18 protein-coding genes and 1 pseudogene are annotated in these 14,090 nt (G+C 61.7%); 9 read left to right on the top strand and 10 right to left on the bottom strand.

All coding sequences use genetic code 11. From position 1 onward, the window contains the following. Entirely contained in the window at positions 1-615 is a 615-nt protein-coding gene (locus LQ231_RS07560; RefSeq protein WP_230170877.1) for an HAD family phosphatase, read from the top strand. A 238-nt stretch (positions 616-853) separates the two neighbouring features. Next, positions 854-1,216, top strand: a complete 363-nt coding sequence (locus tag LQ231_RS07555) for a nuclear transport factor 2 family protein (RefSeq protein WP_230170876.1) — start codon at positions 854-856, stop codon at positions 1,214-1,216. 147 nt (positions 1,217-1,363) lie between these two features. Here the strand turns inward: LQ231_RS07555 and LQ231_RS07550 are convergent, their stop codons facing one another. Together LQ231_RS07550 and LQ231_RS07545 are read right to left on the bottom strand one after the other, a co-directional pair. Next, on the bottom strand, positions 1,364-2,494 hold the full coding sequence (locus tag LQ231_RS07550; RefSeq protein WP_113140579.1) for a site-specific DNA-methyltransferase: 1,131 nt from the start codon (positions 2,492-2,494) through the stop codon (positions 1,364-1,366). 224 nt (positions 2,495-2,718) lie between these two features. After that, complete coding sequence (locus LQ231_RS07545) at positions 2,719-3,462, bottom strand: SDR family oxidoreductase (protein ID WP_230170875.1); 744 nt, start codon at positions 3,460-3,462, stop codon at positions 2,719-2,721. Between the two features lie 145 nt (positions 3,463-3,607). Between LQ231_RS07545 and LQ231_RS07540 the strand changes: the two genes are divergently transcribed. Further along, complete coding sequence (locus LQ231_RS07540) at positions 3,608-4,504, top strand: AraC family transcriptional regulator (protein WP_230170874.1); 897 nt, start codon at positions 3,608-3,610, stop codon at positions 4,502-4,504. Positions 4,505-4,533: 29 nt separating this feature from the next. On the opposite strand, the gene LQ231_RS07535 is transcribed toward LQ231_RS07540, so the two are convergent. From LQ231_RS07535 to LQ231_RS07510, 6 genes are all read right to left on the bottom strand, one after another. Next, a complete protein-coding gene (locus tag LQ231_RS07535) occupies positions 4,534-4,875 on the bottom strand; it encodes an MmcQ/YjbR family DNA-binding protein (protein ID WP_230170873.1) in 342 nt (113 codons plus the stop codon). A 46-nt stretch (positions 4,876-4,921) separates the two neighbouring features. Continuing rightward, on the bottom strand, positions 4,922-5,389 hold the full coding sequence (locus LQ231_RS07530; RefSeq protein WP_230170872.1) for a DUF1284 domain-containing protein: 468 nt from the start codon (positions 5,387-5,389) through the stop codon (positions 4,922-4,924). Positions 5,390-5,396: 7 nt separating this feature from the next. Beyond that, the gene (locus LQ231_RS07525; protein WP_230170871.1) at positions 5,397-5,987 is read right to left on the bottom strand and encodes a biotin transporter BioY; all 591 of its coding nucleotides are present in this window, start codon (positions 5,985-5,987) and stop codon (positions 5,397-5,399) included. 243 nt (positions 5,988-6,230) lie between these two features. After that, complete coding sequence (locus LQ231_RS07520; protein WP_230170870.1) at positions 6,231-6,899, bottom strand: GntR family transcriptional regulator; 669 nt, start codon at positions 6,897-6,899, stop codon at positions 6,231-6,233. 77 nt (positions 6,900-6,976) lie between these two features. After that, positions 6,977-7,321: an antibiotic biosynthesis monooxygenase gene (locus LQ231_RS07515; protein WP_230170869.1), complete on the bottom strand. Its 345-nt coding sequence runs from the start codon at positions 7,319-7,321 to the stop codon at positions 6,977-6,979. After that, complete coding sequence (locus LQ231_RS07510; protein ID WP_230170868.1) at positions 7,318-7,647, bottom strand: NIPSNAP family protein; 330 nt, start codon at positions 7,645-7,647, stop codon at positions 7,318-7,320. Before LQ231_RS07510 ends, LQ231_RS07515 begins: the two co-directional genes overlap by 4 nt. A gap of 188 nt (positions 7,648-7,835) precedes the next feature. On the opposite strand from LQ231_RS07510, the pseudogene LQ231_RS07505 reads away from it, so the two are divergent. The 6 genes and pseudogenes from LQ231_RS07505 to LQ231_RS07480 form a co-directional block, all read left to right on the top strand. Further along, positions 7,836-8,144 (top strand): annotated as a pseudogene (locus LQ231_RS07505) (transposase); the annotation flags it as partial. 509 nt (positions 8,145-8,653) lie between these two features. Next, positions 8,654-9,385, top strand: a complete 732-nt coding sequence (locus LQ231_RS07500; RefSeq protein WP_230173272.1) for a class I SAM-dependent methyltransferase — start codon at positions 8,654-8,656, stop codon at positions 9,383-9,385. Positions 9,386-9,580: 195 nt separating this feature from the next. After that, positions 9,581-10,267: a winged helix-turn-helix domain-containing protein gene (locus tag LQ231_RS07495; RefSeq protein ID WP_113140570.1), complete on the top strand. Its 687-nt coding sequence runs from the start codon at positions 9,581-9,583 to the stop codon at positions 10,265-10,267. A gap of 152 nt (positions 10,268-10,419) precedes the next feature. Next, complete coding sequence (locus tag LQ231_RS07490) at positions 10,420-10,764, top strand: multidrug efflux SMR transporter (protein ID WP_230170867.1); 345 nt, start codon at positions 10,420-10,422, stop codon at positions 10,762-10,764. A 1-nt stretch (position 10,765) separates the two neighbouring features. Beyond that, positions 10,766-11,341 (top strand): TetR/AcrR family transcriptional regulator, encoded by a 576-nt coding sequence (locus LQ231_RS07485; protein WP_230170866.1) that lies wholly within the window; start codon positions 10,766-10,768, stop codon positions 11,339-11,341. A gap of 101 nt (positions 11,342-11,442) precedes the next feature. Further along, positions 11,443-12,132: an HAD family hydrolase gene (locus LQ231_RS07480; RefSeq protein ID WP_113140567.1), complete on the top strand. Its 690-nt coding sequence runs from the start codon at positions 11,443-11,445 to the stop codon at positions 12,130-12,132. 43 nt (positions 12,133-12,175) lie between these two features. On the opposite strand, the gene LQ231_RS07475 is transcribed toward LQ231_RS07480, so the two are convergent. After that, entirely contained in the window at positions 12,176-13,096 is a 921-nt protein-coding gene (locus LQ231_RS07475) for a diacylglycerol kinase family protein (protein WP_230170865.1), read from the bottom strand. Positions 13,097-13,222: 126 nt separating this feature from the next. Further along, positions 13,223-13,822, bottom strand: coding sequence for a hypothetical protein (locus tag LQ231_RS07470; protein WP_230170864.1), 600 nt, complete (start codon positions 13,820-13,822; stop codon positions 13,223-13,225). Between the last annotated feature and the right edge of the window lie 268 nt (positions 13,823-14,090).

Here is a 14,090-nt window from a genome sequence, read left to right as displayed (position 1 = left end):
ATGCCTGCAGACATCCGCCATATCGTGTTCGACATCGGCAAAGTGCTGATCCACTACGATCCGAACCTGCCTTATTCCCGCATCATTCCGGATGCCGAGGAGCGCCAGTGGTTCTTCGCCAATGTCTGCACCCATGACTGGAATATCGAGCAGGATCGCGGCCGCGACTGGGCGCAAGCCGAGGCGCTGCTGATCGCGCAATATCCCGAGCGCGAAACTCAGATCCGCGCATTCCGGAAGCATTGGGCGGAAATGGTGCCGCATGCCTATGACGACAGCGTCGCGATCATGACCGGGTTGATCGATGCCGGGCATGACGTCACCATGCTGACCAATTTCGCCGCCGATACGTTCAGCGAGGCGCGCCAGATTTATCCGTTCCTCAACATCCCCCGCGGCGTCACCGTGTCCGGCGAGATCGGCCTGATCAAGCCGGATGTGGCGATCTATCAGCGACATGCCAGGGATTTCGGGCTGGAGCCTGCGCATACGATCTTCATCGACGACAGCTACCCGAATGTCGAAGGCGCGCGCGCTGCCGGCTGGCAGGCGGTGCATTTTACCGGGGCTGAGACGCTGAAGGCGGATCTTCTCGCTGCCGGGATTGCTGTGTAAACGGCGGAGGCAGATTCTGGCGCGGGTGGAGTTGGCGGACCCCGGCCCGCGCCAGTTCGGTCGCAAGCGACCAAAGCCTTGGGGAGACGACAATATGCGCGATCATCCCCATGTTTCGCTATCCTGAATACGCGGACCGGCTTGTCCGAAACTGGCGCGCGCGCAAAGATGAGCAGGACGGCCTACGGCGTTTCGGCCTAGGCACCACCACTGCCACACCCATTGCCCCGGAGCCTGCATGCCCTTCGATCCCGTGACTGCTGCCCAGCGTTTTCACCATGCAATCAACGATCTCGACTTTGCCGTCATCGACGATTTCTTTGCCGACGATGCCGTCTACGGCTCGGTGAAAGTCGGCCAGCTCAGCGGCAAGGCGGAGATCATGGCGGCGTTTCGCCGCTATTTCGATACCTATCCGGACCAGGTGGCGGTCGATGAGTTGACAGAGGCGGTTTCGCCGATGGCGGCACGCGCCGTCTGGCGGCTGAAGGCGACACATTCCGAGACCGGCGAGCCGCTGGTGCGCTTCGGCGAAGAGACGATCACGTTCAATGATCAAGGAAAGATCGTTTCGGTCGACGTCACCGACTACAAGGTCTGATCGACCGCGCTGCGGCAGCGCGATCACGGCGCCTGCAAAACAAAAGACGCCCGGTGCGCGAACACCGGGCGTCGGACTTTCCCCGGCAGGACTAGAGGTACAAAACCGCCCGGGAAAGCTCGTCATAAAACCAAGCCGGATGGATCGTTAGTCCAGCTTGGCCATGCCATTGCGGATGACCGTGCGCAATTCGTCGATCGGGCGCAGGGTCGATCCCTCTTCATAGTGCCAGAAGGTCCAGCCGTTGCAGGCATCAAGGCTCTGAACCTTGGCGCCGAGACGATGGATGGAGCCGGCCTCACCACCTGACACCAGCGTACCATCGGCACGAATGATGGCAGAATGCCGGCGCTTGAGGTCGAACAGAACCTGGCCGGGCTTGACCAGGCCACTCTCGACCAACGTGTTGAAGGCAACGCGGGGCTCGGCCTTCTTGCCGGTCAGCACGGTCAGTTCGGTCTTGCCAAGCGGTTCGACGGCGGCAATGCGGGCAGAGGCCGCGTCGATATAATCCTGCTCGCGCTCGATGCCGACGAAATGACGGCCGAGACGCTTGGCGACGGCACCGGTCGTGCCGGAGCCGAAGAACGGGTCGAGCACGATATCGCCGGGCTTGGTCGAGGCCATGATGATGCGGGCGAGCAAAGCTTCCGGCTTCTGGGTCGGATGGACCTTCTTGCCGTCATCGCCCTTCAGGCGCTCGCCACCCGAGCAGATCGGGAACAACCAGTCGGAGCGCATCTGCACGTCGTCGTTCGACGCCTTCAGCGCATCGTAATTGAACGTATAACCCTTGGCCTTCGGATCGGGCGAGGCCCAGATCATCGTCTCATGGGCGTTCTGGAAGCGACGGCCCTTGAAGTTCGGCATCGGATTGGTCTTGCGCCAGACGATGTCGTTGAGGATCCAGAAATTCAGGTCCTGCAATGTCGCGCCGACGCGGAAAATATTGTGGTAGGAACCGATGACCCAGAGGGTGCCACTCGGCTTCAGCACGCGGCGGCAGGCCAAAAGCCAAGCGCGGGTGAAGGCATCATAGGCGGCGAAGGAGGCAAACTGGTCCCACTCGTCGTCGCAGGCATCGACGACACTCTGGTCGGGGCGGTGCAGAGCTCCACCGAGCTGCAGGTTGTAGGGTGGGTCGGCGAAGATCACATCGACAGATTTGTCGGGAAGGGCTTCGAGGGCGGCAACGCAATCGCCCTTGATGATGCTGTCGACCCAGGACAAGGGGTCCGAAGAACGGCGGAGTTCGGCAAGCGGGAATACAGAGGCCATCGGTTACTCACTCTTACGCTGACGCAGCACGGGAATAGAGGCCTATGGTTACTGATCTTGGTTACCAAACACTGAATGGAACCGGAAAAAATCCATTGGTTCCGGAGGGTTCGCGCCGAAACGGTGCGAAACATGGTGAATCACGGATCGAAATTCGTGGCGCGACGTGACGCTTTAAAGCCGCCAGCGGGATGCGTTTACCACACAGCCCGCTCCGGCCATCGTCAGCTTTTTTGCGCGAGCGCAACCGCATCGGGGCCAGCCGGGAACCTGAGTTGGCCCGACAGGTCATGAACGGCACGCCAGACCGCATCGGCGACATCCGTTTCCTTCGTCACCAGCGGCGGATTGGCGAAGGCGGCGAAAATTGGCGCGGCAAAAGTACGATATGGCTCGGGGATCAGGGCATCCAGATCGATATCCGTATTCGCGGCGAAGCGGGTTGTCGGCCCGTATCCAGGCTCCACCAGCTTGACACGCACGTCGAAGATGCCGAGTTCGTGGGCAAGCGAGCCGGTGAAGCCTTCGATCGCCATCTTGCTGGCGGTGTAGGCTGCTGCCAGTGGCATGGGCGCCAGCGTGACGCTGGATGTGACGTTGACCAGGACGCCGGATTTCTGGCTGCGAAAACGCGGCACTATCGCCTGCGTCATCGCCATGACGCCGAAGGTATTGGTCTCGAAAACCTTGCGGACATGATCCATCGGGGTTGCCTCGAATGCGCCGACGACGCCGATGCCGGCATTGTTGACCAGCACATCGATCGGACCGCTGTCGGCCAGGGCGGCGGAAATGCTGGCGGGATCCGTCACGTCGAGCGGCACGAGGCGAAGGCGCGGGCCAGGTGGAAGGATGTCTTCACGCGGTGTTCGCATTGTCGCGATCACATTCCAGCCTTCAGAGAGGAAGCGTCGCGCGGTTTCGAGCCCGTAGCCGGAGGAGCAGCCAGTGATCATGATGGTCTTCATCGAGGTTTCCTTCAGTTCGTGGCGATCACCTCGATCGCCCTGGAAACACCAAAGCAGCTTTCCCGCTCGCAGCGGTATCAATACTCTATCGATCACTTGCCTAATTCTATCATTGCTGAGAGAATTGCTCATGGAGGGTTGCCGGATGGAACTCGATGAACTGCGGATGCTGATCGCACGCCATGTCAGGCCCGACATGAGCACGCCGATCGACCGCGTCATGATTGCGAGCCAGGAAGACGTTGAAAGCCAGCCCTCGATGTCGGGCGCCGTGATGGCGTTGATCGTGCAGGGCGGCAAACGCATAGCCCTGGGAAAACGCGTCTATGAATATCGGGCGGGACAGTATCTGGTTGCCTCCATCGACCTGCCGATCACCGGCCAGTATCTGGATGCCAGCCGCGCAAACCCGGCTCTCGGCTTCGGCCTGACATTGGAGCCGATCCGCATTGCCGAGCTATTGCTCCAGGCACCGGCGGCAAGCCTGCCGGTAGCCGGCGGATATAGCGGTACCAGCATGATCGTCGCCAATGCTTCGCGGCAGTTGCTCGATGCGATCACGCGGCTTTTGCGCCTGCTCGACCAGCCACGCGACATTGCCGTTCTCGCGCCGATGATCAAGCGCGAGATCCTGTGGTGGCTGATCGTCGGCGAACAGGGGGCGGCCGTGCGGCAGCTCGGGCTTGCCGACAGCCATCTCAACCACGTAGCCCGCGCCGTGCGCTGGATCCGTGATCACTATACCGAGGCATTCCGGGTCGAGGATGTCGCGGCATTTGTCGGCATGAGCGTCTCGACCTTCTACCGGAATTTCCAGGCGGCGACCGCGATGAGCCCGATCCAGTTCCAGAAGCAGATCAGGCTGCAGCAAGCGCGACTGCTTCTTGCGGCATATCCGGGCGATGTCACCGGCGCCGGTTTCCGCGTCGGCTACGAAAGCGCTTCCCAGTTCAGCCGCGAATACCGCCGCCAGTTTGGATCAGCGCCCAGCCAGGATGCGGCCTCGCTTAGTCTTCGCAAAGGAGAGCAGGGTCACGGCTGATCCGAGCCGCCCATGGACGGACGGCACAATCACCGTCCCGCATCAAACGCCTTGACCACCGTCTTCTTCGCCTGGGCGCGCCAGACGCGGGCGATGTTGGCCCTCGCCCATTCGATGTCGACGCTGTCGGGACGCGCCAGCACCAAGGGCGACGACCGGTGATGGTCGGTGGTGAAGAAGGTTTGCGGCTCGACCTCGATCAGGTGGTCGCGCTCCTCAAAGGGGACCTTGAAGACCGGGCAGTCGTGGGTCGGGTTCCAGAACAGGATCGCCTTGTTGTTGACCTTGAGGGAGACCGCACCCCAGGAGCGGGTCTCCTCGGTTTCGGGAAAGGCCAGGATGATCGTGCGCAGGTCGTCGAGCGTCAGCATGGGTGCAATCCTCCGGTCGTCAGTCTGCCAGACGCGCACGGCGTCGTCACCTCATGCAACGACCCAGCAAGCGGGCGGGCTCGACAGCCTCGGCAACCGCAATGCGGGCCTTGGCATACCCTTCGGCAGCGACCGTGTCGCAGAGGCCGGACCATTCGCAGCCCGAACAGGCGGCGCGGATATGACCTTCGGCAAAGGCCCGGCGCAGGCGCAGAAGAAGCGATGCGCTTGGTTTGAGGCGGGTACCGGCAGCAACCGGCATGGCCAGAGGCGTGGCCACAGCTTGGGCCGCATTGCGGTCGCGTTCAGTGACACTTTCACCCAGGCAATGGGGTTGCGCGCCGCAGAGCAGCGGCGCGCAGATGTCGTCAGGTCCATCGACGATCACAATGTCTTCGCCTGCCGAGAGACGGGCGGCGATCGCCTCGTAATTGTCGACGAAGGCCGGCGAATAGCCCTTGCCGACATAGGTCAGCATGCAGAGCAGGTGATGGGCGCGGAGCCTGACCGTCATCAGCGGTTCAGATATCGATGCGGCGGGATACGCGGCGACCAAGCGCCATCAGCACGGCGGCGGCGAGTGCGGATTTCAGCACCGCACCGAGGATGAACGGGGTGACGCCGAGCGCAAGACCCTTTTCCAGCCCGATCAACGCGGACAGCCAGACGCCGCCGATGGCAAGGCACAGGATGTTGGCCGAGAGATGGGCGGCGAAACTCAAAACCACGCGCTCGCCGGTCCAGCCCTTCTCCGCCAGGAAACCGGCGACAACCGCAATCAGCGGAAAGGACACGAGATAACCCGCCGTCGGGCCGACAAAGGGCGCCAGACCCGCGCCGCCATTGGCAAGCACCGGCAGGCCGAGCATCGCTTCGCCCAGCCAGGCGAGCACGGTCAGGGCGCCGAGCCGCCAGCCGTAGAGCACGCCGATCATGGTGATGGCGAAGGTCTGCATGGTGATCGGCACCGGGACCATGGGCACGCTGATCTGCGAGGCAATGGCGAGAACGCCGGTGCCGATCAGGAGAAGCACGGCCTGAACGGCGAGAGAGCGGCGCTCGATGCCGAGCGGATCGAAGCGATGAGCGGGCGCAGAAGAGATGTAAGTCATCAAGATCTCCATTTTATAGATAATTTTCTCTACAGGTTTATTTTTATCTATAATCTATGCGTCCGACAAGCGGGCCGAACACAAAACGCTGCCCTGCGGCAGCGGAAGACCGGGCGGAGATCACCGGGACGACGATCAATACGCGGAGATTTTATCCGTAAAATCAACGCGAACGGAGACGCCACGGAGACGCCACGGAGACGCTATCCACAGGTCGCGAATTTTTATCTATAGTTTTGAAATTCAGCCGACGATGGCAAAACCTTCATCGTCACGGGCACCGGACTGCGGCATCGGCGCGCGGCCGATCCACTGTACATGGCGCTCCAGAATGCGGCAGGCTTCGTTGGTATCGCCCGCGCGCAGGGCGCCGAGAATGGCGCGATGGTCGTGGTCGGTGCGCGCTTCCCAGGCGGCGCGCCAGGCGATGAACAGAAAGCGGGCGCTGACAGCATGCAGGTCATCGATGACGGTCAGCAGGCGCGGCATGTCGCAGGTCGAGACGATCAGCCGGTGAAAGCGGCGATTGGCCTCTTCCCAGCTGCGCACATCCTTGGCGTTGTCGGCGTCACTTGCCGCCTGCTCTGCCGCATCCAGCACGTCCGATGTCAGGTTCGGCGCGGCATGGCGGAGCGCCAGAACCTCCAGCGCGGCGCGCATTTCAGCCACTTCGCGGACCTGCTTCAGATCAAACGAGGCGACACGCACGCCGCGGCGGGGAATGCTGACGACCAGCCCTTGCGCCTCCAGCTTTCGAAAGGCCTCGCGCACCGGCACATGGCTTGCGCCGAATTCCTCGGCGATGTGATCCTGGCCGAGACGTGAGCCGGGGATCAGTTCGCCATGGATGATGCGCTCCGCCAGGGCGCGGCTGATGCGGCTTGCAAGGGTATCGTCCCGATCCTTTTCCATGGATCCTTGCATAGTCAGCCAACCGGCGCTTGTCGAGCATGGCGCACAAGGACAATCAGTCCGCGCAGGCGGCGATCTCAGCCATGCAGCGCACGACTGTCGACCGGCGCCTCGTCGCGCGCCTCGAGACCATAATCGCGCAGCACATGGGCGACGCGCAGGCGGTAATCGGCAAAGACGCCGCCTCTGCCTGCCGATTGCGCCGCGCGATGGGCGTCCGTCTCGCGCCAGCGGCGGACGGCTTCCTCGTCGCGCCAGAAGGACAAAGACAGGAGCTTGCCACGCAAGGTGAGGCTTTCGAAACGCTCGACGGAAATGAAGCCGTCGATCTTTTCCAGTTTGCCGCGCAAATCGCCGGCGAGATCGAGATAGCGATGGCGCTCGCCGAGAAACGGCGTCACTTCGAAAATCACGGCGATCATGGCTGCACCCGATCGGACGGCAGGTCGGAGACATTTTTCAGGAAGAGACGATCCTCCTTGAGGATGAAGCGCTCGCTGGCGGCAAAATCATAGTTGGCCTTGCCGAGCGGATCGATGGCCAGCCTTTTACGATAGGCTTCGTAGGCCGCCAGATCCTTGACGTGATAAATGCCGTAGGCGGTGGTGGCGGAGCCCTCATGCGGGGCGAAATAGCCGACGAGATCGGCACCGCAACGCGGGATCGCCTCGCCCCAGTTGCGGGCATAGGTGGCAAAGGCATCCTTGGCAAACGGGTCGATCTGGTAGCGGATGATGCAGGTGATCATGGGTGGTCCTCGCGTTTCGGGAGGCCCGGTGTGACACGGCAGGAATGCGCCTTGCTTCGTTCGGGATCGAAGTGTCGAGCCTGAAACCTCCATGACGACAGTTCGACGGGGATCGAAGCATCTGCTACATTGGCAAGCTAGAAAAGCATAGATGGGCTAATCGGCTTCGTGCTCCGTCTCATCCGCCGGGAGCGATATTGGGCCTCACTCCAGTGCTCAAGCAGTCCGGCGAAATGAGCCGGGTTGGCCATGTCTCTCTACGCGGGGACGCCATGATGCGGCGACTGCTCTATGAGGCCGCACAGTCGATGATGACGCGCGTGGCGAAATGGTGCTGGCTGAAGGCATGGGCCATGAACATTGCCAAGCGCCATGGCAGCAAGAAGGCCAAGGTTGCGTTGGCCCGCCGCCTCGCGGTCGTCATGCACCGCATGTGGGTGGATGGCACCGAGTTTCGCTGGACGAGGGAGGACACCGTCTCAACGGTCGCGGCATGACGATCGGCTATAGAGGCGAGAGAGACATTCGAATCCAAGGTTCCGTGTAGCAGCGGAAGACGTCCTTCGCGGACGATGGTGATGTGAGTTCGCGGCGTCGCTTATAACGATGATCCGTCATCAGGATGCAGCATAGATTGGACCACTTCATCTACTGGACCCCATCATGGGAGGGCCGAGTGCCGATCCCGGAGAGAAGCGCGGGCCGCGAAACGATGTTTAACGTTGCACAAGCCGGACGCAGACAGTGAACACCTGCTTCCGTAGAGCAGCGATTTCGGCTTAAAAGCGTATGAACTTGACATTTGCGGCATCGTGATAAATGGATTCAAGCATGGTTGAGAAGGACATTCACATTGTCGCCCGGTTGGCCGGTATTCCCTTGGCGGGATGCCGGGATGCCGATCACGCGAACTAACCACGCTGATTGCCAGCCTCGGCCTCGCCCCTTCGGACGAGGTTTTCAGGCGTTGAAACCTGCCTCGTCCTCCTTTTCTTTGGAGACAAACATGGCACAGAATATCTACGACAATCCCGATTTCTTCGCTGGCTACAGCCAGCTTCCCCGACAGGTGAACGGACTGGACGGTGCGCCAGAATGGCCAGCAATCCGGACCTTACTACCTAAACTGGCCGATCGGCGGGTGGCCGACTTGGGTTGCGGCTTCGGATGGGCCGCACGCTGGTTCCGTGGTCAGAGAGCGTCCTCGGTTCTCGGTTTCGATCTGTCACAGAACATGATCGAGCGTGCGAGGGCCGACACAGATGATGCCGGTATTGAATACAGGATTGCCGATCTTGAAACACTTGAACTGCCCGAGGCTGCCTTTGATCTGGTCTACAGTGCACTGACCTTCCACTATGTGCGGGATTTCGAGCGGCTGATCCGCGTGATCCACGCGGCGCTGGCTCCTGGTGGAGACTTGGTTTTCACGATCGAACACCCGATCTTCATGGCAGCCGCTCATCCGCAATGGACGTTGGAAAAAGACGGTCGCAAAACATGGCCGGTCAATGGCTATGCCCTCGAAGGCGAACGCCGCACTGACTGGTTCGCAAAAGGTGTGCTGAAGCACCATCGAACCCTGGCCACCACGCTCAACACACTGATCGGCACGGGGTTCGAGTTGCGCAGATTGGAAGAATTTGCGCCCACGCCTGAACAGATCGCGTCGATACCGGAGCTAGTCGAAGAGCTGGAGCGACCGATGATGGCGTTGGTTTCGGCGCACAAACGTTGATCCCACCCGTCGCCCAGCCTTTTTGTCTGGGCGACGGGAAATCGAATGACTGGAAAGGGACGACTGCGGACGATGATCTTGCCTCGTCCCGCCCAGGAAAAAGCCAGAAAAGAGCTTGACCTCACCACGCCGATTAGAGAAGCGACGCCCGTGGCACGGCACTGAGCAGAGACCCCTGAAACAGAGAGCAAGACCATGGCAGAAGGCCCCGACATTGCCCGCATCGCCTCCCTGATCGGCGATCCTGCCCGCTCCAACATGCTGCTCGCCCTGCTCGGCGGCAAGGCGCTGACGGCCACGGAACTGGCGGGCGCTGCCGGCGTCACGCTGCAGACCGCGAGTTCGCATCTCTCCAAGCTCGAAGACGGCGGCCTGCTGACGTTGCGCAAGCAGGGGCGCCATCGCTATTTCGCACTGGCCGATGCCACCGTCGGTACGATGATCGAAAACCTGATGGGCTTTGCCGCCAGCCGTGGGCACCTGCGCCACCGGATTGGACCGAAGGAGCCCGCGCTGCGCAAGGCGCGGATCTGCTACGACCACCTGGCCGGCGACTATGGCGTGCGCATGCTCGACAGCCTGATTGCTCAGGGCGCCATCGAAGCCGAGGATGATGCACTGCGGGTCACGTCCTCCGGCGAACGCCTGTTCGACCGGTACGGGATCGCCCTTGCCCCGATGCGCGCACTGCGCCGTCCTCTCTGCCGCTCCTGCCTCGACTGGAGCGAGCGGCGGGCCCATATGGCCGGTTCGCTCGGCAAGGCGCTGCTGTGCCATTTCACCGACACGGGCCATGCCCGCAGGATCGAGGGCAGCCGCGTTATTCAGTTTTCTCCGGAAGGCGACCGGCGTTTCCAGCAGATGTTTCCAACAGCCGGCTGAACCGCCTCTTCCGGGGAGCGTGACGCGCAGCCCCGACAGCATCTTGCCACTGTCGCCGTCAGTGCGAACATATCTGAATTTCTGGCCTGTTGCAAAGAAACCGTCCAGACGGTATCTTTTGGTCCAATCGCCCCTTGCTTGAGAGATCCGCCATGAACCCCACCATGCTCGTCTATGGTTCCCTTGCCGCCGCCATCGTCTTCGAAGTGATCGGCACGACCTTCCTGCAGAAGTCGGAGCAATTCAGCAAACTGGTGCCGACAGCGGCCATGGTGCTGTTCTACGTGGCATCCTTCTACCTCCTGTCACAGGCCTTGAAGGGACTGCCGCTCGGCATCGCCTATGCCATGTGGAGCGGGCTCGGGATCGTGCTGACGGCGGCCGTCGGCCTGCTGGTGTTCAAGCAGTCGCTGGACATGCCGGCGCTGATCGGCATGAGTCTGATCATTGCCGGTGTCGTGGTGATGAACGTGTTTTCCACTTCGGTGTCGCACTGAGATGGCAAAGGCCCATCAGCGCAAGAAGCAACCGGAACAGGTCAGGCGCGCGCTGCTCGACTGCGTCGCCCAGATTGCCATTGAACAAGGACTTGGCGCCCTGACCATTCAGGCCGTCGCCGAACGTGCCGGGGTGACGAAGGGCGGATTGCTGCATCATTTCGACAGCAAGCAGGCGCTGATCGAAGCGGTGTTTGCCGATCTGCTGGAAAAGCTCGATCGGCAGATCGACCAGGCGATCGAGGCCGATCCGGAGCCGCGGGGAAGCTTCACCCGCGGCTATATTCGCGCCTGCTTTGCAGACCGGACACATGGCACGCAGAACCTCTGGGCGGCGCTTTCGGTCGCCACGCTGTCGGAGCCCGCCCTGCGTGCCCTCTGGTCGGCTTGGCTGGACGCCCGGCTGGCGCGTCACCACGCAACCGACAACACGCCGACACTGACGATCGCGCGACTTGCCGCCGACGGCGTCTGGCTCGCCGACATGCTGGAAAAGGAGGCGGGTCTGCAGCGCTATCCAATGGAACTGGAGGCACAGTTGCTCGCCATTGCCTCTGCCGCGACCAGCGATGACTGACAGACGCAGAGTGACCGGCAGCCATGCGTCGGTGCGGATTGTCCTTGCCCGGTTATTGGTGTAGTCAGGCCGCCTCCCTGACGACAAACGGATTTCCCCACATGAGCGGTTTCGACCTCATCCTTTTCGACTGCGACGGCGTTCTGGTCGATTCCGAAATCATCGCTGCCAAGGTCGAATCGAAGCTTCTGACCGAAGCCGGCTATCCGATCTCCACCGAAGAGATGGGCGAGCGTTTTGCCGGCATGACCTGGAAGAACATCCTTCTGTCGATCGAGAAGGAAATCGATATTCCTCTTTCGGCCAGCCTGATCGACAAGTCGGAAGCGCTGCTGGACCAGCGGCTCGCACGCGAAGTCAAGGCAATCGAGGGCGTTGCCTTTGCGCTGGCACGGCTGAAAGGCCCGCGCTGCATCTGCTCCAATTCCTCGTCGGCCCGGCTCGACATGATGCTGAGCAAGGTCGGCCTGAAGGAGCAGTTCGCCCCGCATATCTATTCCGCCAAGGATCTCGGTGCAGACCGGGTCAAGCCGAAGCCGGATATCTTCCTGCATGGCGCTGCCCAGTTCGGCGTTGCGCCGGCCCGCTGCGTGGTGATCGAGGATTCGGTGCATGGCGTGCACGCCGCACGCGCAGCCGGCATGCGGGTGATCGGCTTTACCGGCGCCTCGCATACCTATCCGTCGCATGCCGACCGGCTGACCGATGCCGGCGCGGAAACCGTGATCGCCCGCATGGTCGACCTGCCGGCGGTGATTGCCGCGATGGAGAACTGGGTCGGCGCCCTCTGAGGCGCCGCACCTTTCGGGAAAATGGCTGATCAGGTCTGACTGGTTAGAGCCGTATGGTCAGGGCGCCCGGCTGTATCTCGGCAACGAACCCACCCTCGACGAGGGTTTCGCCATCGACTTCTACCGGAAAGCGCTTCGGCACGAGCGGCTGGATCTCGACCTTGCGACCGCGGTGAAAGCTCAGTTTTGGATGGCCGATATGGCTTGCCGAATACAGCCTGCCGAGCAGGTCGAGCAGTCCCAGAACCGTATCCTGGCGCATGACGGCGACATCAAACAGACCATCGGACAGATCCGCCTGCGGCACGCAATGCATGCCGCCGCCGAACCAGCCGCCATTGGCGATTGCCGCTATCGCCAGCGGCCCTTCATAGACCAGAACGCCATCGATCCGGATCGAGAACAGATAGGGGCGGAATTTCAGGATCGAACGAATGGAATGATAGAGAAAGCGGGCAGGGCCGGCGAGCAGCTTGCGTTTGCCCGGCGCGTTGACCGCATCGACAATCTCACCTGAAATGCCGACGCTGGTGATATTGGCGAAGTAGCGCGTCACCGTTTCGCCGCTCCTGGTGCGGCTGGTCACCCGGCCGGCATCGATGCGGCGGCTTGAGGCATTGGCAATGCGCTCGGCAAGCGCTGCCGGATCCTTGGGCAGGACGAAGTTGCGGACAAAATCGCAGCCGGTGCCGAGCGGCATCAGCGCAATCGCCGTCTGCGGCCGTGTCGATTTCAGCACGCCATCAACCACTTCGTTGATCGTGCCGTCTCCGCCTGCAGCGATGATCAGATCATAACCCGCGTCGGCGAGTTCGCCGGCCAGGCGGGCGACGTCACCTTGGGACCGGCTCTCGCGGATGTCGATATCGGGGAAACGCCCGACAAAGGCATCACGGGCCGGATTCCAGAACTTGGCGTTCCTGCCGCCGCCTGCGGCCGGATTCCTGATGATGGCGATTTTCACGCGGCCGTATCCCCTGCCCTATCCAAGCTGTCTGCCCCAGCCGACGAAAACCGGCTCGACAAATCCCGGGCGCGCCTTGCGATGAGGGCGCGCTCAGTCAAGGGGATGACACTAAACCAGCAGGCGTTACTTTTTCTTGTTGTTTTCGAAGCCGACATAGACGCGGGTCGCACCGGAAACGTCGCCCGGAACAGTGACCTGATTGCTGAAGACGAATTGCGTCGGCTGGTTCACGTCGGTCAGCGACACCGCCTGCTGCACCACTTGCGAGCTGACTTCATTGTCACCATCGAGCACGGTCACACGGATCGGCAGGTTGAAGGTTCCCGCCTTGCCCTGCGGCCCGGCAACAAGGCGCCCCTGCAGCACGGCCGTGATGGTCAGCGAGGTATCGGTGCGGGCGCAGGCACGCGTGCTGTCGGCGAGCGAGGCCTGATAGACAACCTGCTTCGGATCGTCCTGCTTGCCGCCAGCGTAGCTGCGATGAAAGGCCGTGCCGTCGCGCAGGATCACCGTCGGGCAGAAGCCCTGGACGACGGCGCCGGTTTCGGCCGTGGCTGTGGTTGAGACCCTTCTGTAGCGCGTGGCCGGGTCTCCGGTCGCCTTCATAGGGTCAGTATTGACCGTCGACACGACAAGATCGCCACCGGGATCGCTGGAATTGCACCCAGCGAGAAGCATCATAAGCGAAACGGCCACTACACCGCGCGACACCAATACAGACACGAGACTCCACCTTCCGCATGCTCGGCTCAAAGAGCCGCAAAACTGTCGAACTTGAGGCTTTTCAGCGCCCTTGCGGATGGTCTATACCAGCGGCGCTGATAAAAATCGATTGGGTAGCCGGCGTTTTGATTCAAATTTCACCGCATCTCCAGCGCCGTCTCCAGCGTTGGCCGTTCACGACGCGAAGCCTCAAACCTTGCGGCACTGCCGAGCCTGCGAAATCGAGCCGCCGAGTCTGGCGCAAACTGGCAAACCTCTTTATCGAAAA

The organism is Rhizobium sp. CECT 9324, assembly GCF_918741265.1.
In the GTDB taxonomy this organism is placed as follows: domain Bacteria; phylum Pseudomonadota; class Alphaproteobacteria; order Rhizobiales; family Rhizobiaceae; genus Allorhizobium.
The sequence above is the reverse complement of the archived record's forward strand: the minus strand, read 5'-3'. Positions and strand labels throughout refer to the sequence as shown.